The sequence below is a fragment of the Nocardioides sp. LHD-245 genome (genome assembly GCF_030929495.1).
In the GTDB taxonomy this organism is placed as follows: Bacteria; Actinomycetota; Actinomycetes; order Propionibacteriales; family Nocardioidaceae; genus Nocardioides.
In genome coordinates this window covers 194,460-221,086 of record NZ_JAVFWN010000010.1, presented here as the reverse complement: position 1 = coordinate 221,086, position 26,627 = coordinate 194,460, and the positions used below count along the sequence as shown (strand labels likewise).

28 protein-coding genes are annotated in these 26,627 nt (G+C 73.4%); 18 read left to right on the top strand and 10 right to left on the bottom strand.

The genetic code is table 11. The features are described 5' to 3' along the window. The first annotated feature begins 89 nt into the window (after nucleotides 1-89). Genes RB608_RS16030 through RB608_RS15995 form a run of 8 tightly spaced genes read left to right on the top strand, consistent with a single transcriptional unit; the run spans nucleotide 90 to nucleotide 7,989 of the window. Nucleotides 90-1,112, top strand: a complete 1,023-nt coding sequence (locus RB608_RS16030) for an ABC transporter permease (RefSeq protein WP_308089039.1) — start codon at nucleotides 90-92, stop codon at nucleotides 1,110-1,112. Further along, nucleotides 1,109-1,984 carry an ABC transporter permease gene (locus RB608_RS16025; RefSeq protein ID WP_308089038.1) on the top strand — a complete coding sequence of 292 codons (876 nt, stop codon included), beginning with the start codon at nucleotides 1,109-1,111 and terminating at the stop codon, nucleotides 1,982-1,984. The genes RB608_RS16030 and RB608_RS16025 overlap by 4 nt, the downstream gene beginning before the upstream one ends. Next, nucleotides 1,981-2,760, top strand: a complete 780-nt coding sequence (locus RB608_RS16020; RefSeq protein WP_308089037.1) for an ABC transporter ATP-binding protein — start codon at nucleotides 1,981-1,983, stop codon at nucleotides 2,758-2,760. Before RB608_RS16025 ends, RB608_RS16020 begins: the two co-directional genes overlap by 4 nt. After that, entirely contained in the window at nucleotides 2,753-3,574 is an 822-nt protein-coding gene (locus RB608_RS16015; RefSeq protein ID WP_308089036.1) for an ABC transporter ATP-binding protein, read from the top strand. Before RB608_RS16020 ends, RB608_RS16015 begins: the two co-directional genes overlap by 8 nt. Further along, a complete protein-coding gene (locus RB608_RS16010) occupies nucleotides 3,574-4,608 on the top strand; it encodes an LLM class flavin-dependent oxidoreductase (RefSeq protein ID WP_308089096.1) in 1,035 nt (344 codons plus the stop codon). The genes RB608_RS16015 and RB608_RS16010 overlap by 1 nt, the downstream gene beginning before the upstream one ends. Beyond that, nucleotides 4,605-5,798 (top strand): Xaa-Pro peptidase family protein, encoded by a 1,194-nt coding sequence (locus RB608_RS16005; protein ID WP_308089035.1) that lies wholly within the window; start codon nucleotides 4,605-4,607, stop codon nucleotides 5,796-5,798. Before RB608_RS16010 ends, RB608_RS16005 begins: the two co-directional genes overlap by 4 nt. Then, nucleotides 5,795-7,024 carry a pyridoxal-phosphate dependent enzyme gene (locus RB608_RS16000; protein WP_308089034.1) on the top strand — a complete coding sequence of 410 codons (1,230 nt, stop codon included), beginning with the start codon at nucleotides 5,795-5,797 and terminating at the stop codon, nucleotides 7,022-7,024. Before RB608_RS16005 ends, RB608_RS16000 begins: the two co-directional genes overlap by 4 nt. Further along, on the top strand, nucleotides 7,024-7,989 hold the full coding sequence (locus RB608_RS15995) for an LLM class flavin-dependent oxidoreductase (RefSeq protein ID WP_308089033.1): 966 nt from the start codon (nucleotides 7,024-7,026) through the stop codon (nucleotides 7,987-7,989). The genes RB608_RS16000 and RB608_RS15995 overlap by 1 nt, the downstream gene beginning before the upstream one ends. 22 nt (nucleotides 7,990-8,011) lie before the next feature. Here RB608_RS15995 and RB608_RS15990 read toward each other — a convergent pair whose 3' ends face one another. Continuing rightward, entirely contained in the window at nucleotides 8,012-9,289 is a 1,278-nt protein-coding gene (locus RB608_RS15990; protein WP_308089032.1) for a helix-turn-helix domain-containing protein, read from the bottom strand. A 36-nt stretch (nucleotides 9,290-9,325) separates the two neighbouring features. Next, nucleotides 9,326-10,513 carry a helix-turn-helix domain-containing protein gene (locus tag RB608_RS15985; RefSeq protein WP_308089031.1) on the bottom strand — a complete coding sequence of 396 codons (1,188 nt, stop codon included), beginning with the start codon at nucleotides 10,511-10,513 and terminating at the stop codon, nucleotides 9,326-9,328. Between the two features lie 160 nt (nucleotides 10,514-10,673). Between RB608_RS15985 and RB608_RS15980 the strand changes: the two genes are divergently transcribed. The 6 genes from RB608_RS15980 to RB608_RS15955 are packed head-to-tail and all read left to right on the top strand — an operon-like array spanning nucleotide 10,674 to nucleotide 17,168. Further along, nucleotides 10,674-11,072 (top strand): Rid family detoxifying hydrolase, encoded by a 399-nt coding sequence (locus RB608_RS15980; RefSeq protein WP_308089030.1) that lies wholly within the window; start codon nucleotides 10,674-10,676, stop codon nucleotides 11,070-11,072. After that, nucleotides 11,065-11,736 (top strand): NADPH-dependent F420 reductase, encoded by a 672-nt coding sequence (gene npdG / locus RB608_RS15975; protein WP_308089029.1) that lies wholly within the window; start codon nucleotides 11,065-11,067, stop codon nucleotides 11,734-11,736. The genes RB608_RS15980 and npdG overlap by 8 nt, the downstream gene beginning before the upstream one ends. Next, on the top strand, nucleotides 11,705-12,397 hold the full coding sequence (cofC, locus tag RB608_RS15970; protein WP_308089028.1) for a 2-phospho-L-lactate guanylyltransferase: 693 nt from the start codon (nucleotides 11,705-11,707) through the stop codon (nucleotides 12,395-12,397). Before npdG ends, cofC begins: the two co-directional genes overlap by 32 nt. Before the next feature lie 7 nt (nucleotides 12,398-12,404). After that, nucleotides 12,405-15,014 (top strand): bifunctional FO biosynthesis protein CofGH, encoded by a 2,610-nt coding sequence (locus RB608_RS15965; RefSeq protein WP_308089027.1) that lies wholly within the window; start codon nucleotides 12,405-12,407, stop codon nucleotides 15,012-15,014. Nucleotides 15,015-15,028: 14 nt separating this feature from the next. Continuing rightward, entirely contained in the window at nucleotides 15,029-15,901 is an 873-nt protein-coding gene (locus tag RB608_RS15960; RefSeq protein ID WP_308089026.1) for an alpha/beta hydrolase, read from the top strand. Continuing rightward, nucleotides 15,894-17,168 carry an MFS transporter gene (locus RB608_RS15955; RefSeq protein WP_308089025.1) on the top strand — a complete coding sequence of 425 codons (1,275 nt, stop codon included), beginning with the start codon at nucleotides 15,894-15,896 and terminating at the stop codon, nucleotides 17,166-17,168. Before RB608_RS15960 ends, RB608_RS15955 begins: the two co-directional genes overlap by 8 nt. A gap of 77 nt (nucleotides 17,169-17,245) precedes the next feature. On the opposite strand, the gene RB608_RS15950 is transcribed toward RB608_RS15955, so the two are convergent. Next, nucleotides 17,246-17,830: a helix-turn-helix domain-containing protein gene (locus RB608_RS15950; protein WP_308089024.1), complete on the bottom strand. Its 585-nt coding sequence runs from the start codon at nucleotides 17,828-17,830 to the stop codon at nucleotides 17,246-17,248. 52 nt (nucleotides 17,831-17,882) lie between these two features. On the opposite strand from RB608_RS15950, the gene RB608_RS15945 reads away from it, so the two are divergent. Then, a complete protein-coding gene (locus tag RB608_RS15945) occupies nucleotides 17,883-18,410 on the top strand; it encodes a pyridoxamine 5'-phosphate oxidase family protein (RefSeq protein ID WP_308089022.1) in 528 nt (175 codons plus the stop codon). Nucleotides 18,411-18,437: 27 nt separating this feature from the next. Here RB608_RS15945 and RB608_RS15940 read toward each other — a convergent pair whose 3' ends face one another. Both RB608_RS15940 and RB608_RS15935 read right to left on the bottom strand, forming a co-directional pair. Further along, nucleotides 18,438-18,653 carry a KTSC domain-containing protein gene (locus RB608_RS15940; RefSeq protein WP_308089021.1) on the bottom strand — a complete coding sequence of 72 codons (216 nt, stop codon included), beginning with the start codon at nucleotides 18,651-18,653 and terminating at the stop codon, nucleotides 18,438-18,440. 51 nt (nucleotides 18,654-18,704) lie between these two features. Then, on the bottom strand, nucleotides 18,705-19,163 hold the full coding sequence (locus tag RB608_RS15935) for a universal stress protein (RefSeq protein ID WP_308089020.1): 459 nt from the start codon (nucleotides 19,161-19,163) through the stop codon (nucleotides 18,705-18,707). Between the two features lie 47 nt (nucleotides 19,164-19,210). On the opposite strand from RB608_RS15935, the gene proC reads away from it, so the two are divergent. Beyond that, the gene (gene proC / locus RB608_RS15930; protein WP_308089019.1) at nucleotides 19,211-20,107 is read left to right on the top strand and encodes a pyrroline-5-carboxylate reductase; all 897 of its coding nucleotides are present in this window, start codon (nucleotides 19,211-19,213) and stop codon (nucleotides 20,105-20,107) included. A gap of 40 nt (nucleotides 20,108-20,147) precedes the next feature. Here proC and RB608_RS15925 read toward each other — a convergent pair whose 3' ends face one another. Continuing rightward, complete coding sequence (locus RB608_RS15925; protein ID WP_308089018.1) at nucleotides 20,148-21,194, bottom strand: putative sulfate exporter family transporter; 1,047 nt, start codon at nucleotides 21,192-21,194, stop codon at nucleotides 20,148-20,150. A gap of 71 nt (nucleotides 21,195-21,265) precedes the next feature. Between RB608_RS15925 and RB608_RS15920 the strand changes: the two genes are divergently transcribed. After that, nucleotides 21,266-22,198 carry a LysR family transcriptional regulator gene (locus RB608_RS15920; RefSeq protein WP_308089017.1) on the top strand — a complete coding sequence of 311 codons (933 nt, stop codon included), beginning with the start codon at nucleotides 21,266-21,268 and terminating at the stop codon, nucleotides 22,196-22,198. A 13-nt stretch (nucleotides 22,199-22,211) separates the two neighbouring features. Here the strand turns inward: RB608_RS15920 and RB608_RS15915 are convergent, their stop codons facing one another. Both RB608_RS15915 and RB608_RS15910 read right to left on the bottom strand, forming a co-directional pair. Continuing rightward, the gene (locus tag RB608_RS15915) at nucleotides 22,212-23,900 is read right to left on the bottom strand and encodes a SulP family inorganic anion transporter (RefSeq protein ID WP_308089016.1); all 1,689 of its coding nucleotides are present in this window, start codon (nucleotides 23,898-23,900) and stop codon (nucleotides 22,212-22,214) included. After that, nucleotides 23,897-24,232, bottom strand: coding sequence for a metalloregulator ArsR/SmtB family transcription factor (locus RB608_RS15910; RefSeq protein ID WP_308089015.1), 336 nt, complete (start codon nucleotides 24,230-24,232; stop codon nucleotides 23,897-23,899). The genes RB608_RS15915 and RB608_RS15910 overlap by 4 nt, the downstream gene beginning before the upstream one ends. Nucleotides 24,233-24,346: 114 nt before the next feature. Between RB608_RS15910 and RB608_RS15905 the strand changes: the two genes are divergently transcribed. Then, nucleotides 24,347-24,610, top strand: a complete 264-nt coding sequence (locus RB608_RS15905; protein WP_308089014.1) for a hypothetical protein — start codon at nucleotides 24,347-24,349, stop codon at nucleotides 24,608-24,610. Nucleotides 24,611-24,683: 73 nt separating this feature from the next. Here the strand turns inward: RB608_RS15905 and RB608_RS15900 are convergent, their stop codons facing one another. After that, nucleotides 24,684-25,556, bottom strand: a complete 873-nt coding sequence (locus tag RB608_RS15900; RefSeq protein WP_308089013.1) for a hypothetical protein — start codon at nucleotides 25,554-25,556, stop codon at nucleotides 24,684-24,686. 48 nt (nucleotides 25,557-25,604) lie between these two features. Further along, nucleotides 25,605-26,519 carry a LysR family transcriptional regulator gene (locus RB608_RS15895; protein WP_308089012.1) on the bottom strand — a complete coding sequence of 305 codons (915 nt, stop codon included), beginning with the start codon at nucleotides 26,517-26,519 and terminating at the stop codon, nucleotides 25,605-25,607. Nucleotides 26,520-26,627: the final 108 nt, after the last annotated feature.

Genomic DNA, 26,627 nt, shown 5'->3' with positions numbered 1-26,627 from the left:
GTCCCCCGGGCGGGGTGGTCGGCGACCACCCCGCCCGGATCTCGTCGATCAACCTCGATCGCGCCCGATCGACCAAAGGAGGTGGAGTCGTGCTCCGCTATGTCTTGCGACGACTGGCGATCTCCGTCGTCACGGTGGTGGGACTGGTGCTCGTCACCTTCATCGTGGTCCGCATCCTGCCGGGCGACGCCGCCGCGGCGCGGCTCGGCCCCGAGGCCAGCCAGGCCGACGTCGACGCGCTGCGCACGCAGCTCGGGCTCGACGACTCGCTGCCCCGGCAGCTCCTCGACTACACGACCGGCCTGCTCAAGGGCGACCTCGGGCCAGCGGTCTCGACCGGCCGCCCGGTCAGCGACGAGCTGTTCGACCGGCTCCCCGCGACCATCGAGCTCGCGTTCGCCGGCCTGGTCATCGCGCTCCTCATCGGCTTCCCCTGGGGCCTGCTGGCCGCGGCCCGGCCCGGCCGGGTCGGTGACGTCTCGGGCCGCCTCTTCGCCGTCCTCGGCTCGTCGATGGCCCCCATCTGGCTCGGCCTGCTGCTGATCTTCGGCTTCTACTCGACCTGGCACCTGTTCCCCGGCCCGGTCGGCCGGCTGGCCATCGGGACCCCACCACCACCCGAGGTGACCGGGACCTACGTGCTCGACAGCCTGCTGGCCGGCGACTTCGGCCTGGCCTGGCAGTCGATCCGGTACCTCGCCCTCCCGGCGCTCACCCTGGGCCTCGGCGCCTCCGCCGCGGTGTTCAAGATGGTCCGCTCCGCCGTGCTCCACACCTCCGAGTCCGGCTTCGTCCGCACCGCCCGCGCGTACGGCGTCCCCGGGCGCGAGGTGCTGCTGCGCGACCAACTGCGCAACGCGATGCTCCAGGTGCTGACCGCCATCGGGCTGGTCTTCGGCTTCCTGCTCGGCGGCAACATCATCGTCGAGCGGCTCTTCAACTGGCCCGGCATGGGCCGCGTCGCCTACGACGCCCTCGGCAGCAACGACCTCGGCCTGCTGCAGGGCTACGCGCTGATCATCGGCACCCTCTACATCCTGCTCAACCTCGCGGTCGACCTCGTCTACGGCGTCATCGACCCCCGCGTCCGTCTGGGAGGGAGCAACTCATGAGCACCGCCAACACCAGCGCCAACACCAGCGCCGACGCCGGCGCCACCGCCGGCTCCGGCACCCGCGGCTGGCCCGCCGCCCTGCTGCACCGCCCCTTCCTGCTCGTCGGCGTCACCATCGTCGGCATCCTGCTCGTGCTCGGCCTGGTCGGGCCGTTCCTCGTGGACGACCCGAGCGCCCGCGTCGCGGAGCCCTTCCTGGCGCCGTCCGGGGCCCACTGGTTCGGCACCGACAGCTTCGGGCGCGACATCTTCGCCCGCTGCGTCAACGCGATCTGGCTGGACCTCGCGATCGGCGTCAGCGTGGCCGTGCTCGCCATGCTGATCGGCTCCGCGATCGGCGTCATCGCCGGCTACCTCGGCGGCCTGGTCGACGACGTGATCATGCGCTGCGTCGACATCCTGATGGCCTTCCCCGGCTTCGTGCTGGCCATGATCCTGCTGGTCTCGATCGGCGAGTCGCTGCCCAAGCTGGCGATCGCACTCGCCATCGCCCAGGTCGCGCCGTTCGTGCGGCTGGTCCGGGCCAAGGTGCTGAGCGAGCGCGAGCTCGACTACGTGGCGGCCGCCCGGGTGTCCGGCGCGCGCTGGCCGCGGGTCGCCTTCCGGCACCTGCTGCCGAACTCCATCCGGCCCGCCGCCGTGCAGCTCACCCTGGTCTGCGGCTACTCCATCCTCAACGTCTCCGGACTCGCCTACCTCGGCGTCGGCATCCACCCGCCGACCGCGGAGTGGGGCGTGATGGTCTCCGAGGGCGCGGCGAACATGCTCACCGGCCAGTGGTGGACGGCCTTCTTCCCCGGCCTGCTCATCGCGATCACGGTGATGGCGCTGCACTTCATCGGCGACGACCTCGGCGGTGATCGCGCATGAGCCGCCTGGTCGTCGAGAACCTCGGCATCGCCACGGCCGCCGGGAACCGGATCCTGGACGACGTCTCCTTCGACATCGCGCCCGGCGAGATCGTCGGCCTGGTCGGCGAGTCCGGCTCCGGCAAGTCGATGACGTCGTACGCCGTCATGGGGATCCTGCCGCGCGGCGTGCACCAGACGTCGGGGCGGATCCTCGTCGACGGTCAGGACGTCACCGACGTCGAGCGCCGCTCGGTCGCCTGCCACTTCGCGATGATCTTCCAGAACCCGCGCGACTCCCTCAACCCGCTGATGCGGGTCGGCGAGCAGGTCGCCCGGATGGTCGCCCTGCACCAGGGCGTCAGCCGGCGCGACGCCCGCGTCCAGGCGGTCGAGCTGCTCGAGCAGGTCCGGATCGCCCAGCCCGCGGAGGCGGCGCGCAAGTACCCGCACCAGCTCTCCGGCGGCATGTGCCAGCGGATCATGATCGCGATGGCGCTCGCCTGCCGGCCGCGGCTGCTGCTGGCCGACGAGCCGACCACCGCCCTCGACGTCACCGTGCAGTCGCAGATCCTCGACCTGATGGTGGAGCTCACCGAGCAGATCCAGTGCGGCGTCCTGTTGGTGACCCACGACCTCGGTGTGGTCGCCGAGACCTGCGACCGGGTCAACGTGCTCAACCACGGCAATCTCGTCGAGCACGGCCCGGCCATGGACCTGCTGCACCACCCGCAGCACGAGTACACGCGCTACCTCCTGGATTCCGCACGCGAGCTGGAGGTGGACGGTCGTGCTTGAGATCACCGAGCTCCGCAAGGAGTACCGCACCGGCTCGGGCGTCCTCGCCGCGCTGGACGGCGTCAGCGCCACCCTCGAGAAGGGCCGCACCCTGGCGGTCGTCGGCGAGTCGGGCTCGGGCAAGTCGACCCTCGGCGCGATCGTCACCGGCCTCGAGACCCCGACCTCCGGCGCCGTCACGATCGACGGTACGACGATCGACCGGCGCGCCTTCCGTGGCCCGCTACGGCGCCGGGTGCAGACCGTCTTCCAGAGTCCCCTGCAGTCGCTGAACGCCAAGTTCAAGGTGGAGACCACGCTGGCCGAGCCGCTGCGTCTGCTGCTCGGGCTCAGCAAGAGCGAGGCCTCCGCCCGGGTCGACGAGCTGCTCGACGCGGTGCACCTGCCGCGCGAGCTGCGGCACCGCCGGCCCACCGAGCTCTCGGGCGGCCAGCAGCAGCGCGTCGCGATCGCCCGCGCCCTGGCGCCGGAGCCCGACCTCGTCGTCCTCGACGAGCCGACCAGCGGACTCGACCAGTCCATCCGCGGCCGGATCGTCACCCTGCTCCGCGAGCTGCAGGCCGAGCGCGGCCTCAGCTACGTGTTCATCACCCACGACATCGACGTGGCCCAGGCGATCGCGCACGACGTGATCGTCATGCAGCACGGCCGCATCGTCGAGCGAGGTGGCCGCGAGGTGCTGCACACCCCCCAGCACGACTACACCCGGCGGCTCCTCGCCGCCGTCCCCAGCCTCGATCCCGCGCGGCGCCGACGTGCCGCGCACGCGACCAGCCCCACCCCCCTTCCCCATGATGAGGAGACAGCACCGTGATGCGTTTCGGACTCGGCGTTCCCACCGGAACCGAAGGCCTGATGTACCCCGTTCCCTACGCGAGCCCCGAGCAGGCCGTGCAGCTGGCGGTGGAGGCCGAGCGCCTCGGCTTCGACGGCGTGTGGGGCAACGACCACGTCACCACGCAGCACTACGTGCGCGAGGAGTTCCCGGAGCCCCCGCGCTACTACGACCCCTACCTCTACCTCGCCTACGTCGCCGCGGAGACGACCACGCTGCACCTGTGCACCGCGATCACCGTGCTCTCGTTCCGCAACCCGGCCGTGCTGGCCAAGCAGGCGGCCACCCTCGACCAGCTCTCCGGCGGCCGGTTCAAGATGGGCGTGGGCATCGGCGCCTACCGTGAGGAGGCCGAAGCCATCTGGCCCGGCGCCAAGCTGCACCGCGGCCGGCAGGCCGACGAGTACCTCCAGGCCCTGGAGGTCATCTTCCGTGACCGCAGCGCCACCTTCGAGGGCGAGTTCGTCAACTTCCGCGACGTGGAGAGCTTCCCGCGCCCCCGCCAGGACGTCCTGCCGATCCTCTCGGGCGGCAACTCCGACGGCTCCCGCGAGCGTGCCGCCCGCTGGTGCCAGGGCTGGATCCCCGCGGTCCTGACGCCGGCCGAGATCACCGAGGGCCTCGACGAGATCCGCCGGATCGCCGAGAGCCACGGCCGCGAGCTGCCCGCCGACTTCGACGTCGCGCCGCAGCTGTCGGTGTCGCCCGGCAAGGACACCAAGGACGCGATCACCCGCTTCGAGGGCTCCCAGCTCTACGCCCACATGCGCTCGCTGTCGAAGAGCACCCTCAAGGACCAGGACACCTCCGACTTCGTGCGGCGCAACCTGATCGGCAACGCCCAGCAGATGATCGAGCAGGTCCACGCCTACGCCGAGGCCGGCGTGACCACGCTGTCCGCGCTGCTCTTCGCCTGCAACACCGTCGAGGAGACCCTCGACAGCATGGCGTGGTTCTCGGAGAACGTGATCCACCCCTACCGGCGCGAGGCCGGCTCCGGAGAGACTCGATGAGCGCTCGCGCCATCGACCCCTCCCTCGTCGCCGCGCGGCGCGAGCGGCTGCGCCGGGAGCTGCCCGGCGCCGGCGTCGACGCCGTCCTCGCGCTGAGCGCCGCCAACTTCGACTACGCCACCGGCTACCGGAGCGTGTCGGCCGTCGTGCACGGGATCTCGCCGCTGGCCGCGGTGCTGACCGCCGATGCGCTCAAGGTCGCCGGTCCGGTCTCCGACAGCGCCCCCGGCTTCGACGCGGGCCTGGTCGAGGACGACTACTCCGCCTACGGACGCTTCTTCTACGAGTCCGAGGGCGGTACGGCGCGGCCGACGCAGCTGGTCGAGCAGCATGCGGACTACGCGACCGCGATCGCGGCTGCCGTGCGCGCCGCGGGCGTTGCCTCGGGTCGCGTCGGGATCGACGAGCGGGCCTGCCCCGAGCCGCTGCGCCGGCAGCTGGAGGAGCTGCTCCCCGGTGTCGAGCTCCTCGCCGCCAGCACCTGGTTCTCCCAGGTGCGTGGCGTGAAGCTGCCCGGCGAGGTCGAGCTCCTCGAGCGCTCCGCACGCGTGGTCGAGTCGGCGATCCTCGCCGGGATCGACGCGGCCGGCGTCGGAGTCTCCGAGGCGGAGATCGCCCGCGTGGTCAACCGCGAGCTCGTCGCCGACGACCTCGAGCCGCGCTTCGTCGTGGTCACCTCCGGACCTCGCTCGGCACTGAGTGACGCGTCCCCCACGCACCGGAGGCTGGAGCCGGGCGACCTGCTCCGCTTCGACGTCGGCGGCATGCGGGAGGGCTACTGGGCCGACCTGGGCCGGACGGCGGTCGTCGGTGAGCCGAGCGATCGGCAGGCCCGGTTCTACGACGCCATCCTGGCCGGCGAGGACGCCCTGTTCGCCATGGCGCGCCCCGGGGTCAGCGCCAAGGCGCTGTTCGAGCACGCCCTCGAGGTGGTCGAGTCCACCGGCGGGCCGCAGCCCTACCGGCGCCAGCACGTCGGTCACGGCATCGGCCTCGAGGTCTACGAGCCCCCGATCGTGGCGCCGTCGCACGACGTCGCGTTGCAGGCGGGCATGACGTTCTGCTTCGAGACGCCCTACTACGAGCTCGGCTGGGGCGGGATGATGGTGGAGGACGCACTGGTGGTCACCGACGACGGCATCCGGTTGCTCAGCGACCGGCGCCGGGAGCTGCAGGTCGTGCCGGCATGAGCAGCTATCTCGGGCACCTGGTCCATCCCCTCACCGGCGCCACCGTCAGCGAGGACGACGCCTACCTCCCGGTGGAGGTGGACGGCGGCAACGTCTACGCCGTCCCGGCGCACGACCTGAGCCGGCTGCGTGGTCTGGAGACCACCGACGACCCCGGCATGTTCCGGTTCCGGCCGCTGCTGCCGCTCGGCGACGGCCCGGTGGTCAGCCTCGGTGAGGGCGACACCCCGCTGGTGGAGGTGACGAACCTGGCCGGCGACCTCGGTCTCGACCACCTCTACGTCAAGGACGAGTCGCGCAACCCCACCTGGTCCTACAAGGACCGGCTGGCCGCCGTGGCCGTGACCAAGGCGGTCCAGCAGGGCCGCGACACCGTCGTGGTGTCGAGCACCGGCAACCACGGCGCCGCGGTCGCTGCCTACGCCGCCCGGGCCGGCATCCGCTGCGTCGTGCTCACCCTGGCCTCCGTGCCGCTGGCGATGAAGACGATGATGCAGGCCTACGGCGCCGAGACCGTCGCCGTCGAGAACCCGACGGACCGGTGGGTGATCATGCGGCAGGCGGTGGAGGAGCGCGGCTGGGTGCCGATGTCGGGCTTCGTCGGCCCGCCGTCCGGCTCCAACCCGTTCGGCTGCGAGGGCTACAAGACCATCGCCTACGAGCTGCACGCCCAGCTCGGCGACGTACCCGACGTCGTCGTGATGCCCGTGGCGTACGGCGACGCGCTGGCCGGTCTGGCCCGTGGCTTCCAGGACCTGGCGGACCTGGGGCTCAGCACGTCCGTGCCGCGCCTGGTCGCCACCGAGCCGTTCGGGCCCTACGGCGCGGCACTCGAGCAGGGCTACCGGGCCGGCGCGACGGTGCCGGTGGGCTCGTCCGTGTCGTTCTCCATCGCGACGCCGACGGCGACCTGGCAGGGCTGGGACGCGCTGGTGCGCACCGGAGGAGCGGCGGCGACGGTGGACGACGCGACCACCCTGGCCGCCCAGCGCCGGCTGGCCAGCAGCGACGGGCTCTTCCTCGAGGCGTCCTCGGCCACGACTGTCGGCGCACTGCCCTCCCTGATCGAGCGTGGGGTCGTCAGCGCCGCCGACCGGGTGGTCCTGCTCGGCACCTCGACCGGGCTCAAGGACATCCCGACGACGGCCGCGGCCCTGCCGGCCGTCCCGGTCATCGAGCCGAGCCTCGCCGCGCTGGACGCGGCGCTCGGGGAGCTGGCGCGCTGATGAGGCTGGGAGTCGCCCCCTCGGGGCGTCGTACGGCGGCCGACGCGGTGCGGCTCGCCCAGCGCGCCGAGGCGGCCGGGTTGCACGAGGTCTGGGTCAGCGAGGACTACCTGGAGCGCGGTGCGTTCGCCGTCGCCGGGGCCATCGCGGCCGTCACCGAGACGGTCCGCGTCGGCCTCGGCGTAGTGAACCCCTGGACCCGTCACGTCGCGCTGATGGCGATGGAGGCGCACGCGCTGGACGAGGTGGCCGACGGCCGCAGCGTGCTGGGCCTCGGCGCCTCCAACGCGCGCTGGATGCAGGAGCAGCTGGGCATCGAGTTCGAGCGGCCGATCGGCGTCCTCGCCGAGTACACCGCGGCGCTGCGGACCCTGCTGCGCGGCGAGCGCCTGCGGCAGACCCTGCTCGGCAACGAGATCGACTGCGCGCTGGACGCCGCCCCGGCCCGGGACGTCCCGATCGTGTGGGGCGTGAAGGGCCCGCGGGCACTGGCCTCCGGCGCCGAGAGCGCCGACGGTCTGATGCTCTCCGTGCTCTCCTCGGCCGGGTACGCGCGCTGGGTCCGGGAGACCTACCGGCCGCGCGAGATCACGGCGTACGCCTCGTTCCGGATCGCCCCGAGCACCGCCGAGGCGCGCGAGCAGCTGCGGGCGCACACCGCCCGCTATCTCGGCATGCACGGCGCCTCGGCGATCACGGAGCACGCCGGGATCGACCAGGAGCTCGCCGCGGAGCTGCAGCGCCGGCTGCGGTCCGGACAGCCGGCGGCCGACCTGGTCGACGACGCCTGTGTCGGCGCGGTCACGGTCTCGGGCACCGTCGAGGACGCCGCCCGCGGCCTGCTGGCCATGCGCGACGCGGGGGTCGACTCGCTCGTCGTGATCGACGACGGCACCGCGGCTCCCGAGCTGCTGGTCGACTCGCTCGTCGCCGCCGCGCGGGAGGCGGGCCTGCTCGACCGCTGAGCCCGCCCGCCCAGCCCGACGGTCAGGACGGTGACTCGGGACCGGTCGCCGCGTCCCGGTGCACGATGCCGGCCGCCTTGGCGGCCCGGTCGGCCTCCGTCGCCAGGACGAGGAGCGCCAGGTCGCGGGTGGTGCGCAGGTTGAGACCGGTCAGCTCCTCGATCCGCCGCAGCCGGTAGACCACCGTGTTCTTGTGGACGTGCAGCGCCTCGGAGGTCGCGCGCACCGACAGGTCATGGTCGAGGTGGGTGGTCAGGGTGAGCAGCAGCTCGGTGCCCTGGAGCCGGCTGAGGTAGCGCTGCACGAGCTGGCGGGCCGTCGCACCGTCGCGGTGGATCAGCACCTCGAGCAGCGAGTCGCGGAAGAGGACCACCGGTGCCGGGGTCTCCCGGCCACTGCGCGACTCGAGGGTGAGGACCGCCTGCCGGCACGACGTCCCGAGGCCGGAGAGGCCGGAGAACGGCTCGCCCACCGAGGCTCGCAGGTCGGCCGCGGCGTCCTGCTTGAGGGCGGCCGTGACCCGCTGGGCGAGGAGGTCGAGCTCCGCCTCCCAGGGCATGGCGAGGATCGCCAGCCAGCCGTCCGAGCCGGTCTGCACGGTGCCCGACAGCACCGGTACGGCGAGCAGGTTGCGCAGCCGGCCGACCACGTGGTGCCGGTGCTGCTCCATGGCCGCCCGGTCGGCGGGCGTCGACGTACCGAGGGCGAGGGTCACGAAGCTCGCGTGCTCGGGGTCGTCGATGCCCATGGTGACGGCCAGCCGCTCGACGTCGGCCCGGTCGACGTTGCCGCCGGCGGCGAGGCTGCGGAACAGCGCCGGCTCACTCAGCCGCCGGCCCTCCTCGATCTGGTGCTGGATCTCCAGGTGCGAGGTGAGCATCGCGTGCTCGAGCTGGTCGAGGCTGGAGATGAGGGTGGCCCGGCCCTTCCTGATGTTGGCCTGCTGGACCTGCATCCGGGAGCACCAGTCGAAGTACTCGTCGTTGAGCGCCCGCTCCGCCGTACGGAAGGACTGGATCACCGACGACGGGGAGACTCCCTGGAGGGCCCGCCGCTCCCCGGTCAGGGAGGCCCGGGCCAGCTCCGCCGACGTGGGTGCGCGGCCCTCGAGCAGGCAGACGATGACGGTGTGGACGTTCTCCCGGATCCGCTCCCGCAGCTCGCCCTGCTTGAAGACCAGCTCCGCATAGGCGGGCACCGAGGCCCAGACCTCGTCGACGATGCGCGTCATGAGGTCGTCGAACTCCTTGAGCATCGCGCGAGCGAGGCGCTGGAGGTCGGGTGGCACGCGTTCGGTCATCGCAGGAGTCCCCCAGAGGATCGACGTCGGTCCACGTCAGGCCCGGGACACGTCGAGGTCGTCGTAGAGCTGGCGGGCCCGCAGCGCCATCAGGATGTCGACCCGCGCCAGCTCCGCCGAGCTGTCGAGGCCCAGGAGGTCGCAGATGCGGCGGACCCGGTAGGTCACGGTGTTCTCGTGGACCTGCAGCTCGCCGGCCGTCGCGCGGGTGGAGAGTCCGCACCGCAGGAAGGTGCGCAGCGTCTCCAGCAGGTCGCCCTTGTCGATCGGACCGAGCACCGAGGCGGCCATCTGGGCCGCCATGCCGCGGTTCTCGACGATGAGGACCTCGGGGATGACCTGTTCGAAGCGGGTCAGCCGGTCGCCGAGCCGGCGGCCGACCTCCAGAGCGGCGACCGCCTCGCGCAGGGAGCCGGCCGCCTCGTTGAACCGCGCCCGCCGCATGCCCAGCCCGACGGCGCTGGTGGCGGGGACCCCGGGGTCTCCCAGCGCTCGGTCGAGCACGTCGTCGATCCGCTCGACGTCGGCCGTCACGAGGATCGTGCAGCCCTGGTGGCCGCCGATCAGGATCGGCCCGTCGACGCGGGACCGGAGCCGGTCGACGAGCGCCTGCCGGGCGCGGGCGACCAGCGGCCCGTCCTGCGGGCCGACGGACAGGGCGATCACCCGGTGCGGCTGGTGCACCCGGACGCCCGCCGTACTCGCCAGCCGGTCGAGGTGGGCGGGATCGAGCGCCTCGGCGCCGGCCAGCCGGGACACGAGGTCGACGCTGAGCCGGCTGAACGGCGGGTGGAGGTCGCCGGCGACCTCGCGGTAGGCAGTGGTCGTGGCGCCGACCATCGCGTCGATCACGACCCCGACGCGGCGGACCACCTCCTGGATGTCGGAGGTCGGCAGTGGGGTCGAGCTGGTCAGCAGCCGGGAGAGCATCATCCGCTCGGAGTTGCGCCACGAGCCGACCAGGCTCTCCATCGGCACGCCCTGGATGGCCCGCCGCTCCGCTATCTGGCGCGCGGGCTCCAGCTCGGACTCGTCCGGCAACCGGTCCTCGGCGATGGCGAGCAGCATGGACCGGGTGCCCGCCGTGATGGCGCTCGCCACCTCGGTGCGGTCGAGGGCGCCGAGCTCGTAGCCCGGCAGCTTCTCCCAGGCCGCATCGGTCAGGTGCTCCGCGATCTGGAGGTCCTGGGTCAGCAGCTCCTGTGCTCGTTGTGTGATATCCACAGACCCGCTCTCGACATCTTCCCGACGATCCACGTATCGCCTCTCGATGCTATCGCCCATGATCGACGTCATGGCGCCCGGCCGTCCGGGCGACCGGGGGATGCTCGTCGCGATCCGCAGACGTCCCCGCCACGTCCCCGAGATCCGAGGAAGCCGTTCCATGCCGAGCCCCCAGCCCATCGTCAGCGACGCCGCCCCGGCCGCTGTCGGTCCCTACGTCCACGCCGTCCGCCACGGTGACGTCCTCTACTGCTCGGGATCGCTTCCCCTCGATCCCGCCACGGGTGAGCTGGACAACGCGGACCTGGCGGCCGAGACCCGGCGCTCGCTCGCCAACCTCGAGGCCGTGTGCGCGAGCGCCGGGACCAGCCTGGACCGCGCGCTGCGGATGACGATCTACACCACCCGGCTGGACGGGTTCGCGGAGATCAACGAGGTCTACGCGGGAGCCTTCCCCGGCAACGTCCCGGCCCGGACCACCGTGGGCGTGGCGGCACTGCCCAAGGACGCGCGGGTCGAGATCGATGCCATCGTCGCGATCGGTGCCGGCGATGAGTGAGGTCGTCGCCGTCCTCGGCGGGACCGGGGCGCTGGGCTACGGGCTCGCCGTACGGCTGGCCGACGCGGGGTTCGCGGTGGCCCTCGGGTCCCGCGACCAGGCGCGCGCGGAGGAGGCCGCCGAGCGGCTGACCCGCGCCATGCCGTCGGCTCAGGTGCACGGCGTCGTCAACGAGGCCGCCGTGCGGATGGCCGACCGGCTGGTCATCCTCTCCGTCCCCCTCGCCAGCCAGGTCGCGACCATCGCGTCGGTGGCCGACGAGCTCGTCCCCGGCAAGGTCCTGCTCGACGCCACCGTGCCCCTCGCCCCGGCGATCGGCGGCCGACCGACCCAGGTCGTCGGCGTGTGGGCGGGCTCGGCGGGCCAGCAGGCGGCCGCCGCCGCGCCCAACGGAGTCGACGTGGTCTCCGGCCTGCACACCCTCAGCGCCGTCGTGCTCGAGGACCTCGGCAGCCCGCTCGACCAGGACACCCTGATCTGCGGCGACGCCAAGGCGGCGAAGGAGGTCGTCCGCGAGATCGTCGGCTCCATCGAGGGCCTGCGGGTCGTCGACGCCGGCAAGCTGGAGGCCAGCCGCCTCGTCGAGTGCCTGACCCCGCTGCTGATCGGCATCAATATCCGGAACCGGACCCATGCGGGCCTACGGATCATCGGCCTGCCCTGACGTCCAGGTCCTGGTGCCGGTCAAGGAGCTCGACCGGGCCAAGTCCCGGCTCGACGTACCGGACCCGGCGCGGCGGGAGCTGGCCCTGGCGTTCGTCCTCGACACGGTCTCGACAGCGCTGCGCTGCGAGGCCGCGGTCGAGGTCGTGATCGGCACCCGGGACGCGTACGTCGCCGCACGGGTCACCGACCTCGGCGCCCGGGTCGTCGTACCGCCGGCGCCGGGGGACCTGAACGGCGACATCGGCTGGGCCCTCGGCCGGCTGGCGCCCGGTCGGCCGACGGCGGTGCTGGTGTCCGACCTGCCCGCGATGTCGCTCGCCGACCTCGACGAGGCCCTCACCCGCGCCCGGCGGCGGGGCACCCCGCGCCGGGTCGCGGACCTCGACGGCACCGGCACCACGCTGCTGACCGCCCCCGACCGTCGGATCGAGCCGCGCTTCGGCACCGGCTCGGCCGGCCGGCACAGCGCGGCCGGCATGGAGCCGCTCGGCGACGACCTCGCCGGGCTGCGCTGCGACGTCGACGACATGCAGTCCCTGCGCCGGGCGATCCGCCTCGGCGTGGGCCCCCACACGGCGGCGGTGCTCAGCAGCACCTCGCCGGACCTGCTTCGGGACGACTGCGTCGTCGGAGCATCGACAGGCACGACAGGAAAGTGAGTCACCCGTGAGCACGGAGACCCCCAAGGCGCCCACTCCCCAGCAGGTTCGTCGTGCGTTGGCCCGGGCGGAGCGTGGTGCCGCCCTCGACCCCGCCGAGGTCGAGGCGCTCCTTGCCGCGACCGGCGAGGAGCTCGACCGGTTGTGTGCGGCGGCGGTGAAGGTGCGGGATGCGGGCCTGGTCGCGGCGGGCCGGGTGGTGGCTGGTCGGGGTGTGGTGACGTTCTCGCCGAAGGTGTTTGTGCCGGTGACGCGGTTGTGTCGGGATCGGTGTCATTACTGCACGTTCGTGGAGACTCCGGCCCAGGCGGTGCGGGAGGGGCGGGCGCCGTATCTGTCGCCGGACGAGATCCTCGACATCGCCTCTCGGGGTGCTGAGCTCGGTTGTCTCGAGGCGTTGTTCACGTTGGGCGATCGGCCGGAGGATCGGTGGCCCGAGGCGCGGGCGTGGTTGGACGAGCAGGGCTATGACTCGACCATCGCGTATGTCCGGGCGATGGCGGTGCGGGTGTTGGAGGAGACCGGTCTGTTGCCCCACCTCAACCCGGGTGTCATGAGTTGGGAGGAGTTGAACCGGCTCAAGGCGGTGTCCCCCTCGATGGGGATGATGCTGGAGACCACCTCCACCCGGCTCTATGAGACGAAGGGCCTGGCGCATTACGGGTCGCCGGACAAGGACCCCGCGGTGCGGTTGCGGACCCTGGAGGACGCCGGGCGGTTGGGGATCCCGTTCACGACCGGCCTGTTGGTCGGGATCGGCGAGACCCTGACCGAGCGCGCGGAGACGATCTTCGCGTTGCGGAAGGTCTCACGGGCCTACGGGGCGGTCCAGGAGGTGATCGTGCAGAACTTCCGCGCGAAGCCGGACACCGCGATGCGTCATGTCGACGATCTCGACCTCGCGGAGTACCGCGCCGCGATCGCGGTCACCCGGATCGTCCTGGGCCCGAAGGCACGGATCCAGGCACCACCGAACCTGGTCGACCTGACCGAATGTAGGGCGTTGCTGGATGCCGGGGTCGATGACTGGGGTGGCGTGTCGCCGCTGACCCCGGATCATGTGAACCCCGAACGGCCCTGGCCCTCGCTGGAGCGGCTGCGGTCGATCACCGAGCAGTGTGGGTTCGACCTCAAGGCCCGGTTGACCGTGCATCCGGACTACGTGACCGGGGCGTTGGGTCGCGGTGAGGCGTGGATCGACCCGCGGCTGCACGCCCACGTCGCGGCGTTGGCCGATCTTGATGGCAGCGTCGCCGGGGTCCCTGGGCTGGCGATCCCCGACGTGCGACCGGTCGGCTTGGCCTGGCAGGAGCCCGACGGCGGGTTCGACGCCGACCACGGCCGCGGCCGCACCGACCTTCATACCGCTGTGGACAGCGAAGGCCGTAGCGAGGACCGGCGCAGCGACTTCGGATCGGTGTACGGCGACTGGGCCACGGTCGGTGAGGCAGCCGCGATCACCTCCCAATTGACCAGCACCCCGGCCGTTTTGCACGCGGAAGGTGGTGACGCGCTGCGGGCTGCGGAGCGTGATCCGGGGAACCTGTCCGATGAGCACGCCCTGACGTTGATGACCGCCGAAGGGGACCTGCTGCGCCAGGTGATCGGGTTGGCCGACGACCTGCGCAAACAGGTCGTCGGGGAGGTGGTGACGTATGTGGTGAACCGGAACATCAACTTCACCAACGTCTGCTACGTCGGGTGCCGGTTCTGTGCGTTCGCGCAACGCCGCACCGACGCGGATGCCTACTCCCTGTCCTATGCCGAGGTCGCCGAGCGTGCCCAGGAGGCCTGGGACCTGGGCGCGACCGAGGTGTGCATGCAGGGCGGGATCGATCCCGAGCTGCCCGCGACCGCCTATTTCGACATCGCCGCCGCGGTCAAACAGCGGGTGCCGGGCATGCATGTCCACGCGTTCTCCCCGATGGAGGTCGTCAACGGCACCGCCCGCACCGGCCTGAGCGTGGAGGACTTCCTCATCAAGGCCCGTGAATCAGGGTTGGGGTCGCTGCCCGGTACTGCCGCGGAGATCCTCGACGACGAGGTCCGCTGGGTCCTGACCAAGGGCAAGCTGCCCGCCTCGACCTGGGTCGAGATCGTCACCACCGCGCACCGCATCGGACTGCCGACCACGTCCACGATGATGTACGGCCACGTCGACAACCCGCGGCACTGGGTCACCCACCTGGGCGTGCTCAAGAACATCCAGGACACCGCCCGTGAGAACGGCAGCAGCGGGTTCACCGAGTTCGTGCCCCTCCCGTTCGTCCACACCTCCGCACCGATCTACCTCGCCGGCGTGGCCCGGCCCGGCCCGACCCTGCGTGACAACCTCGCCGTGCACGCGATGGCCCGGATCCTGCTCCACGGCCGTATCGACAACATCCAGACCTCCTGGGTCAAGCTCGGCACCACCGGCACCCAAGCGATGCTGTCCGCCGGCGCCAACGACCTCGGCGGGACCCTCATGGAAGAGACCATCTCCCGCATGGCCGGCTCCGAGCACGGCTCCGCCAAAACCGTGGCCGAACTGGTCCAGATCGGCCACGGCATCAACCGCCCCGTCCACGAACGCACCACCCTCTACACCGCCCCACCCGCCCGTCACACCCGCTGAGCGAGATAGTGCCAGTGAGCGGCGACGAGCGGGTCGATGCCTGGCGGGACCTGGCGCCGGCCGACCTGGCCCGCGCGTACTCGCCGAGCTCGATGGTCGACTCGATCGACGCCGAGCTCGACGTCTACGCCGCGGCCAGCGACGTCGCCCGGGCCCGGCACCCGCACACCGAGCACGCCTACGGTCCGGGCGCGCGGCAGCGCCTGGACGTCTTCCATCCCGGCGACACCTCCCCGGTCCCGGTGCTCGTCTTCGTGCACGGCGGCTACTGGCAGGCCGAGACCAAGGAGCGGGCCTGCGGTGCGGTGCCGGACGTGCTGGCCGCCGGCGCGGCGTACGTCGCCGTCGAGTACCCACTCGCCCCGGAGGTCTCCCTGGCCGAGATCGCCGCCGAGTGCCGGGCGGCCCTCGGCTGGCTGGTCGAGCACGCCGCTGACCTGGGCATCGACCCGGCGCGGATCCACCTCGCGGGCAGCTCGGCGGGCGCGCACCTGGCGGCGCTGCTGACTCTCGGCGACCCCGCCGATCTCGGGCCCCGGGCCGAGATCCGGAGCGCGACGCTGCTCAGCGGCGTCTACGACCTGCGCCCGCTGGTCGGCACCTACGTCAACGATCCGCTCGGGCTCGACGAGCCGACCGCGTGGGAGATCAGCCCGCTGTCCCGGCTCCGCGCGTCGGACGCGGTGCTGGTCGTGACCTGGGCCGAGCACGAGACGGGCGAGTTCAAGCGGCAGAGCCGGGCGTTCGCCGCGTCCTGGCGCGCGCTCGGCAACCGGGTCGAGGTCGTGCCGGAGGCGCCGGGGCGCAACCACTTCGACCTGCCCCTCGACCTGGCCGATCCCGCGACGGCGCTGGGCCGGGCGGTCCGCGGGCTGCTGCATGGTTGAGCTGCGGCCGGCGACCTCCGCCATGCGGCGCGGGAGCCGAGCGGGCCGAGGGGGCCGGCGCGCGCTGCTCCTGGTCGTCGGCGTGGCGGTCCTCGCCGTCAACCTGCGTCCCCCGCTGGTGGCCGTTGGACCGCTGACCGGGCAGCTGCGTGCCGACACGGGACTCACCGCGGCCGCGACGAGCATGCTGACGACGCTGCCGCTGCTGTGCTTCGCCGTGCTGTCGCCCGCCGCTCCCGGGCTGGCGCGCCGGATCGGCCTGGAGCGGGCCCTCGTCGCCTCGGTCCTCGTGCTGCTGGCCGGGTGCGCGATCCGGGTGGTGCCGTCGATCCCCGCGCTGTACCTGGGCTCCGCGGTGATCGGGGTCGGGATCGCGGCGGCCAACGTGCTGGTCCCGGTGGTCATCAAGCGCGACCTCGGCGCCCACCTCGGCGCCGTCATGGCCCTCTACTCCGTGACCCTCAGCCTCGGGGCGGCCGGTGCCGCGGGCGCCGCGGTGCCGCTCGGGCACGCGCTGGGTCTCGACTGGCGTGCCGCGCTCGGGCTGTGGGGTCTGCCGGCCCTGCTCGCCTGGGCGCTGTGGTTGGTCATCCAGCGGCGACGGGCTCCGCGTCCGGACGTCGCCCCGGTCGTCGCCCCGGACGTCGCCCCGGACGTCGCCCCGGTCGTCGTACCGTCGTCGACGGTGCGGGTCTGGCGCTCGCCGACCGCGTGGGCGGTCGCGGTCTACTTCGGGCTGCAGTCCGCGGTGTTCTACACACTGACGGCCTGGCTGCCCGAGGTGCTGCACGACGCGGGGCTGGACGAGACGGCGGCCGGCGTGATGACCGGGGTCCTGAGCGCCAGCGGTGTCGTCGGCGCGCTCGTCCTCCCGTTGCTGGCCGTCCGCGCGCGCTCCCAACGGCTCGCGGCGGCCCTCTGCGCGGCGGTCATCGGGGTCGGCATCGCCGGCCTGGCCCTCGCTCCGTCGTCCGGCGTGGTGGGGTGGACCGTGCTGCTCGGACTCGGGTGCGGTGGCGCGGTCGGACTCGCCCTGACCCTCTTCGCGCTCCGCTCCCGCCGACCCGCCGGAGCTGCGGCGTTGTCGGGCATGGCGCAGTCGGTCGGCTACGCCCTGGCGGCGCTGGGACCGTTGCTGGTCGGCGTGCTCCACGACCGGACCGGCGGCTGGGGGGCGCCGCTGGCGGCGCTGGGGCTCGCGTCGGTGCTGCTGGCCGGAGCCGGCGTACTGGCCGGCGCCGATCGGTACGTCGACGACCCGGGGTGACCCGCCTCCCGATCACCCCCCGAGCGGCTCCGTCCCGGCCAGGTGGGCACGGCGGCGCGGCTGGACTGAGCGAAGGGTCAGGTCAGACCCAGCACCCGGGCGGCCAGCCGGCTCACCAGGTCCACCGCGTCCGCGGGGACCGGCTCGGCCGCCCGGAGATACTGGCCGGCGACGGCGAGAGGGAGGCCGAGCAGGGCGAACGAGACCTCGTCGACCGGGACGCCTGTCGCGGTCGCCACCGACCCGACCGCGGCGCCCAGCGCGACGTCGCGACGGTCGCGGGCCGCCACGAGCTCGGCGGCGCGGCCAGGCGGCCAGGTGTCGGGGTCGAAGGCTGTCGGCCCGGCCTGAAGGACCGCGGCGCTCGCCGGCTCGGCCCGACACCAGGTGACGATCCAGGCGGCGGCGTCGACGGCGGTCTCCGGGCTCGGCGTCTCACCGAGCCGGTCGTGGTAGGCGGCCTCGAACCGGGTGGCCGTCCGCAGCCACAGGTCGGCGAGCAGGGTCCCGCGGTCCGGGAACCGGTGATAGACCGAGCCGCTGGGGGCGCCGGCCGCCCGCGCGACCGCGCTCATGGTGACCGCCCGGGCACCGCCGGCCGCAAAGAGCTCCACTGCGGCGTCGAGCAGTGTGTTGTGTGTGTGGACGACGGACCGACCCATGCGTAGAGACTAGTCTCTAGATTTTGTAGAGACTAGTCTCTACATTGGAGTCATGCACTCGCGCGATGCCGACGGCCCCTTCCCACTCGGCGATGCCGACTGGCTCCTCGCCCGCCGTACCGTCCGCCGGGCGGTCGCCACGTCGTTGCACTGCAGCATCGCCTCGACCAATGCCGACGGCTCTGCCCACGTCACGCCGATCGGCTCGGTCCAGCTCACCGGGCCGGGGACCGGCTTCTACTTCGACGTCTTCAACTGCCGGCTCGCCGAGAACGTCGACCGCGACCCGCGGGTCACCATCGCCGCCGTCGACAGCGGGGCACTGATGTGGCTGCGCTCGCTCCTCCGTGGGCGCTTCGTCAGGCCGCCGGGCGTGCTGCTGGTCGGCACGGTCGGCCCCGCCCGGGCCAGCACCGCGGCGGAGCAGGCCCGCTTCCACCGGGTGCTCGGTCCCCTGGTGCGCACCCCCGGCGGGCGGGCGATGTGGGGCACCCTGCCCCGGGTGCGCGACCTCTCCGTCGAGAGCATCCGTCCGCTGCGACTGGGCCCGATGACCGGGAGTGGCCCGTCCTCCCGCTGACCCGCGCGGACCCGCGTCCGCCCCGGATCAGTCCTCGATCCGCTCGACCTCGTGCGCCAGGATCCGCTCGCGCCACTCGGTCCACGGATGGGCCGAGGCGCACAGCCCCTCGAAGACCGCCGGCTCGACGTCGAGGTAGTCGTAGGTGCCGCCGTGGCGGAAGCGGACCCGCAGCCGACCGGTGGCGTCGTCGTACCCGACCGCCTCCAGCGCGCGGGACCTGCGCATCCGGGTCATGTCCATCCCTCCGTCCTATCGCGGGCGGACCGGGGCGTCCAGGCTGGTGCGATCCGGTCAGGGGACGACGAGCACCGGCCAGCGGCGCAGCCGCATCAGCTGCACGGGCAGCGGTCCACCCGGCCGGAGGTAGGCGTGCTGGCGTGACGAGCCGAGGACGATGAGGCCGGCGGACAGCTCCTCGGCGACAGCCGCGAGCACGCGGGCCGGGGGTCCCACGCGGACGAACAGCTCGACGTCGACCGGCCAGGTCGTGGTGGCGATGGCGTCGCGGAGCTCCTGCTCGACCTGGTCCTGGCCCTCCAGGGCGGCCCGGACGGCACCCTCGTTGCCGAGCGAGGCCTCGGCGCTCACGTCACGGGCGAGCACCAGCGCCAGGCGGCTGCTCTGCCGGCGGGCCAGTCCGGCGGCGTACGCGCCGGCCCGGGTCGACGTGACGCTCCCGTCGACGCCCGCCACGATCCACGCGGCGCCGTCGCGTCCGAGCTCGAAGGCTGTGTCCTGCTCACCTGCCACAGGGGCAGGCTACGCGCCGCTGCGCGCGGTCTTGGCAGGATGCGGGGGTGGGTACGACGATCGCCTTCCTCGGCTGCGGTGCCATGAACGAGGCCATCCTCGCGGGACTCCTCGACTCCGGGGTGCCCGCGGACCAGGTGCGCGCGACGGTCCGGAGCGCGGAGCGCGCCGACCGCCTCGCCGGCCGGTACGGCGTCCGCGCCGTCGCGACCGGAACCGGACCTGCCGACGCGACCCCCGGCCCGACGGCCAACGCCCGGGCGGCCGCCGAGGCGCAGGTGGTCGTGCTGGGGGTGAAGCCGGCGCAGGTGGGCGCCCTGGCCGCGGAGATCTCGACGAGCCTGGCACCGGACACCGTCGTGGTGAGCGTCGCCGGCGCCGTACCGCTGGCGAGCATCGAGCAGGCGCTGCCGCCCGGCCAGCCGGTGGTGCGGGCCATGCCGAACACGCCGACCCGGGTCGGCCACGGTGTCACCGCCATCGCCCCGGGCGCCCACGCCTCGGCGGAGCACCTGCACCGGGCCCGCGCGCTGTTCGCCACGGTGGGACTCGTCGTCGAGGTGGCCGAGGACCAGCTCGCTGCCGTCGGCGCGGTCAGCGGGTCCGGCCCCGCCTACGTCTTCTACCTGACCGAGGCGCTGGCGGAGGCCGGTGAGCGGCTGGGCCTGCCCGCGCCGCTCGCCCGCGTCCTCGCGGCGCGGACCGTCGCCGGGGCCGGCCGGATGCTCGACGGTGCGCCGGCCGACCCGGCCGACCCGGCCGACCCGGCCGACCCGGTGGACCCCGTCGATCCGGCCGAGCTGCGCCGCGCGGTGACCAGTCCGCGCGGCTCGACGGAGCGCGCGATAGCGACCTTCGAGGAGCGCGGCCTGCGCGCCGTCGTCGTCGCCGGGGCCGCCGCGGCGGAGGCGCGCACCCAGGAGATCGCGCGCGAGCTGGAGTAGCTCGGCGCGAGGGTCGCGGAGCGCCTGCCCCTGGTCCCGGTCATCCTGCGCTGACGGTGAGCACGCCGGCCAGCGACACGGTCGCGACCACAAGCGTCGAGACGAGGCCGAGCGCGAGCACCCGTCCGCCGCCGTGCAGCAGCTCGCCGAGGTGGACGCCGGTGCCGAGCGCGAAGAGCGCGGCGGCGAGGGTCGCCGTCTGCAGGCCGCCGATCACGTCGAGCACGGCCTCGGGCACCAGCCCGGTGGTGCGGACCAGCACGCAGGCGAGGAAGCCGAGGACGAACAGCGGCACCATCGCTGGCCCGGCGGCCCCGTCCTCGTCCGGCTCCGCGGCGCGCCGGGACCGGCGCCGGGCCGCGCTCACGACCGCGACCACCGGAGCAAGCAGCAGCACCCGGGTCAGCTTGACCACGACGGCGAGCGCGACGGCGGTCGCCCCCGCCGGCCCGGCGGCGGCGACGACCTGCCCGACCTCGTGGACGCTGGCACCGGCCCAGATGCCGAGCTGCCGGTCGGAGAGGCCGAGCGGCGCCTGCAGCAGCGGGAGGGCGATCATCGCGATCGTGCCGTACAGCGTGACCATGGTGATCGCGGTGGCGACGTCGTCCTCGTCGGCGCCGGCGGTGCGCTCCATCCCGGCGATCGCCGAGGCGCCGCAGATCGAGAAGCCGGTGGCGACGAGCAGGCTGCGGGCCGGGCTGACCTTCATCCGCAGGCCGAGCCACCAGGTGAGGACCAGGGTGCCGACCAGGGTGACGACCACCAGTGCGATCACCGGCACACCCAGGGCGCCGATCGCGGTCAGCGACAGCGAGAAGCCGAGCAGCACGACCCCCACGCGCAGCAGCCTCCGGACCGCGGTGCGCAGCCCCGGCTGGGCTGCGATCGGGACCAGGTCGAGGTTGGCGGCCGCGGCGCCGAGGAGGACCGCCCAGGTCAGTACGCCGACGGACGGGACCAGCCGATGGCCCGTCGCGGCGGCCGCGAGGCCGGCTCCGGTGAGGACGAGGCCGGGCAGTGTCCCGGCTCGTCGGGTCCGGGCGGCCCGCCCGGTCGTCGGGTCGGGGGCGGTTCTCGTGGCCATGTGCTCCACCCTCGCGGGGTGAGGCAGGCTTCTGTAGTGAGCAGCTGGGCATCACGTCATACGGAGAACGCATGGATCACCCCACGGGGAGCGCGATGAGCGCCGCCCGACGACCGGATCTCGAGGACCTCGAGGTGCTCGCCCTCGTGGCACGGACGGGGAGCATCGGCCAGGCCGCCCAGGAGCTGCGGCTCTCGCAGCCCAGTGTCTCGCGCCGGATGCTCGCCCTCGAGCGGCGGCTGGGCGTCACCCTGCTCCACCGCACCAAGCAGGGGACGACGCTGACGCCGCACGGACGGCTGGTCGTCGACTGGGCGGCCGAGCTGCTGGGTGCCGCCGACCGGTTCACCCGCTCGATCGCGATGCTGCGCGCGGAGGGGGAGCTCGTCGTGCGGGCCGCGGCGTCGATGACGATCGCCGAGCACTACGCGCCGGCCTGGCTGGCCCGGTTGCACGCGGGTGCACCCGACCTGCGGGTGTCCCTGAGCGTCGCCAACTCCACCGAGGTCGAGCGGCTGGTCCGCACCGGTGCGGCCGAGCTCGGCTTCGTCGAGGTGCCGACCGCCCCCGACGGGCTCCGACACCAGCAGGTCGGGGCCGACCGGCTCGTGGTCGCCGTCGCGCCCGGCCACCCGTGGGCGAACCGGACCGACCCGCTCGGCGCCGCGGAGCTCGCCACCGGCGGGATCCTGGTCCGCGAGGAGGGATCGGGCACCCGAGTGACCCTCGAGGAGGCGCTGCGTCGCGAGGGGCACGACCTGGAGCCCGGTCTGGTGATGGCGTCCAACAACGGCCTCACCCACGCCGCGATCGCCGGCATGGGGCCGGTCGCCCTGTCGGAGCGCGCGGTCGAGGCCCAGCTGCGCCTCGACGAGCTGCGCGCCGTACCGCTCGCCGGGCTCGCCCTGGTCCGCCCGCTGACCGCCATCTGGCCGAGCGACACACCGCTCCCGGACGCCGCCGCCCGGCTGCTCGCGGCGGCGGGCGCCCGCGCGGCCTCCTGAGCCGCGACGGCACTCAGCCGGCAGGGGCCGCCGGGGTCTCGGCGTCGTGGGCCACCCGGGCGGAGTGCAGCCGGGCGTGCGCGATCGCCTCGGGGGTGGTCGTGAAGACGTGGCGCTCATGGGCGAGCCGGCTCGGGACGCCCAGCCGCTCCAGCACCGCGAGGTGTGCGGGTCGGATGCCGGAGAGCAGCACCGTCACGCCGCGCCGCTCCAGTCGCTCGATCGTGTCGGCCAGGACGTGGGCGCCGGTGGCGTCGATGGTGGTGAGGCGGGACATCCGCAGGACGACGACGCGGACCTGTCGCACCTCGGCGAGGTCGAGCAGGAAGTCGTGCGCGGCGGCGAAGAACAGCGGTCCGTCGAGGCGGTAGGCGACGATGTGCTCGTCGAGCAGCCGTCGCTCCTCGTCGTGGTGGTCGCCGTCGTCGAGCGGGACCTCCTCCAGTCGGGCGGTGGTGGCGGTCTGGCGCAGCGCGAAGAACCCGGCCGCCACCAGGCCGATGATCACGGCGAGAACCAGGTCGAGGGCGACCGTGGCAACGGCGGTGACCAGCAGCGTCGCGGCGTCGCCGCGGGTGGCGCGCAGGAGTGGCGCGAGGCTGGCGACGCGGACCATCTGCACGGCCGTCGCGATCAGCACGCCGGCCAGCGCGGCGAGCGGGATGTGACCGACCCACCGGGCGGCCGCGAGGACCACGACCAGCAGCAGGAGGGCGTGGCTGAGGGCGGCCAGCCGGGAGCCGGCGCCGGAGCGGACGTTGACGGCGGTCCGCGCGATGGCGGCGGTGGCGGGGATGCCGCCGAAGAGCGGGCTGGCGACATTGGCGAGCCCCTGGCCGAGCAGCTCGCGGTCCGGGTCGTGCCGCTGGCCCACGCTCATCGCGTCGGCCACGGTCGCGGAGAGGAGGCTCTCCAGGGCGCCGAGCGCGGCGACCGCCACCGCGGCGAGCATCAGGGTGTCGAGATCGCCCCAGGGCACGGACGGCAGCCGGGGAGCCGGCAGGCCGGACGGGATCGCGCCGATGGTGGCGAGGGGCCGCTCGCCGCCGCGACCGAGCAGTGCGTTCACCCCGGTCGCCAGTGCGACCAGAACCAGCGCCGCCGGGAACCCCGCGCGGACCCGGGCGAGCGCGACGATGACCGCGGCGACCGCCAGCGCGGTCCCGGGCGGGGCGAGGTCGGGCGCGGCGGCCCAGGTCCGCACCGCGTCGCCGGCGAGCACCAGGATCCGCTCGGCGTGCACGTCGACGCCGAGGGCGGCGGGCAGCTGCTGGAGCGCGATGATCACGGCGATGCCCGCGGTGAAGCCCTCGATGACAGGGACGGGCACGTAGCGGATCGCCCGGCCCGCGCCGGTCACGGCCAACGCGATCAACATCAGCCCGGCGAGGAGACCGACGACCAGGACGCCGTCGGCGCCGTGGGCAGCGACGATGGGGATGAGGACGACGGTCATCGCCCCGGTGGGGCCGCTGACCTGGACGTGGCTGCCCCCGAAGACGGCCGCGACCGCGCCGGCCACGATCGCCGTCACGATGCCCGCCCCCGCGCCGACGCCGGAGCTCACCCCGAAGCCGAGGGCGAGGGGCAGCGCGACCAGCGCGACCATGACGCCGGCGGTGAGATCGCGGCGCGGACGGGCCGGGGTCCAGTCCTCCCGCCGCGGCGCGAGCTGCCGGACCCGCGCCGTGAGGGCGCTCATCGGCGGTCGGGGACCATGAGCTCGTCCTCGAAGTCGGACCGGGTCTCGGCGAGTCCGACCAGGATCCGGCGGGCCGAGAGCAGGAGGTCGCGGACCTCGGGGACGCTGATGGAGTAGACGACCGCGACACCCTCGCGACGCGAGACCACCAGCGACGTACGGCGGAGCACGGCGAGTTGCTGCGAGAGGTTGCTGGGCTCGATCGCGATCTGCTCGAGCAGCTCGTGGACCGCGTGGTCGCGCTCGGCGAGCAGCTCGAGGATCCGGATCCGGGCGGGGTGGCCCAGGGTCCGGAAGAACTCGGCCTTGGTCTGGTAGAGCGGAACGCCCATCGCGGGCTCCTCCCTCTCGCGTGCCCTCGGACATCCGCTAGACTACATGAATTGAAGAAGTTTTCATGTCGTGATTCCACGTGGAATCGGATGCGAAGGGAGCCGGCAGGACGCATGGACGAGTGCACCGCCGAGACCGTCACCGCCGCGCTGCTCGAGCCCGGCGACATCGTGACCCTGCCCGGCGTCGCCGGCCGTTGCCGGATCCAGGTCGCCCGTGCCGCCGTACCCGGCGTGGTGTGGCTCTACGTCGTCGACGCGGCCACCGGCGTACGGCGGCGCGGCCATGTCGCGCTCCCGCTCCATCGCACGGTCGCGCGGCATGCCGCCGGCCCGGTCGCGACGACCGGGCCCGGGCCCGGGCCCGAGAGCACCTGACGCCTCCCGTCGTACCGGACGAATCGGTCGCCGATCGGGCGGATCCACGACCGATTTGTCCGGTACGACGGCATCAGTTGATCAGCTCGACGTCGACCTGCTGGCTGGTGCGGACGACGCCGAGCAGGCTCGTCTGCACGTAGACCGTGACGGTGTCGCCCGCCGCGACCTGCACCAGGAAGTCGTGGGCGATCCGCTCGGGGGCGAGGACCGAGGTGCTGACCGTCCGGCTGATCCGGCTGCCGGGCACGACCGGATCGGTCGGCAGGCCGTCGGCGCCCTTGGTGGCGAAGGTGGACAGGGTGGTGACGGCGAGCGGCGGCAGGAGGTCGACGCCGTAGCTGATCCGGTACGTGCCCGCTCGGGTGAACGTCAGCCCGGTCGGGCCGAGGAAGTCGGGCCCGGTGCCGAGCTTGGTGAAGGCCATGCCGCTGACGTTCTGCGGGGTGTTCGGCACCAGGATGGGGATCGCGATGCTGTCCGGGGCACTGTGGTCGTAGTACGCGTAGGCGCTGCCCGGGGCGCTCTCGCCCGGCACGCCCTGGGGTCCGGGCGGTCCGGCGGGTCCGGCCGGTCCGGCGGGGCCGGCGGGGCCGGCGGGGCCCTGGTCGCCGTCGGCTCCCGGTGCGCCGGCCTGGCCCGGGCCGCCGTCCGCCCCTGCCGCGCCCGGGGCCCCTGCCGCACCCGGTGCGCCCTGCGTGCCGGCGGGCAGCTCTCCGGCGCGGAAGTCGAGTGCGCGCAGACTGCCGTCGCGCACCTTGCCCGAGCCGACCGCGCCCTGGTCGATCTTCGATCGGGTGACGGCATGGTGCTGAAGGGCGGCCGTGTCTACCGAGTTCTTGTGGGCCACCACCGCGGCGTACGAACTGCCGGACACGGCGACGAGGAGGGCGAGGAGGGCGATCACGACTGCCGCCGGACCGCTGCCCTTGATGGGGATGCGCATGGAAGTGCCCTCTCTGGGGTGGGTGGGGCCGTGGACGGCCGAACGTCGTCACGTTAGTGGTGACGGTTCGCTGGAGGGGGCACCTCGGCCGAGTTCACCCGCTCGGTCGCCCGGTCGTGCTGCCGCGAGCAGGGGCGCCAGGGCGTCCGCCGCCAGCCGTACCACGTCGGCAGGAAGCCCGCTGCGGGCGCACACGGAGAGCCGGAGCGGTTCGGGGGTGGGGAGGTCGTCGCGGCGGAACAGTCCCTCGGGGGTCTGGCCGAGAGTGGCCATGAGGGCGACGCCGAGCCCGGCGCCGACGGCGGCCTGGACGCCGGCGAGCTGGATCGCCTCGGCGCCGATGGCCGCCGGCACGGCGTGCGCGGCGAGGGTCTCCAGGGCCCGGTTGCGCAGGCTGCAGGGGCTGTCGAAGGCGACGACCGATACCGGCTCCGGGGCGTGGGGCGGTGACCAGGTGGGGGAGGAGTACCAGGCGAGGTCGAGCTCCCCGACGGGGACGGCGGCCGGGTCGTCGGCGTCGAGCACGAGGGCCAGGTCGATGGATCCCGCCAGGAGCCCCTCGCGCAGCCGGTTGCCGCGGTCGATGCGGAACCGGAACCGGTAGCCGGGGTCCGCCCGCTCGAGGGCGGCCGCGAGCGAGGGCAGCAGCTGGGCCGCGGCGTGCTCGGTGGAGCCGATGGTGACCTGGGCGACCTGTTCGACCGCGAAGCTGCGCAGGGTGTCGTCGTGCGCCGCCAGGATCTGCCGGGCGTGCTGCACCAGCCGCTCGCCGCCGGAGGTGAACCGGGATCCCCGCCCGTGCTTCTCGACAAGCTTGGTGCCGACGACGCCCTCAAGGCGTCGTACGTGCTGGCTCACCGCGCCCTGGCTGAGGTGGAGCTGGGTCGCCGCGCGCTGGAAACCGCCGCAGTCTGCGACGGCGACCAGACTGCGCAGCGGAGCAATGTCCAGAATCTTGCTCATAAAACAAGAGTAGCCGACCCATCACGCCCCGTGATCGGTTGGGATCACGAACCCGCGTTGGACCACCCTCCTTAATCTGAGTAACTTGGTAGACAAACATCGGGACGA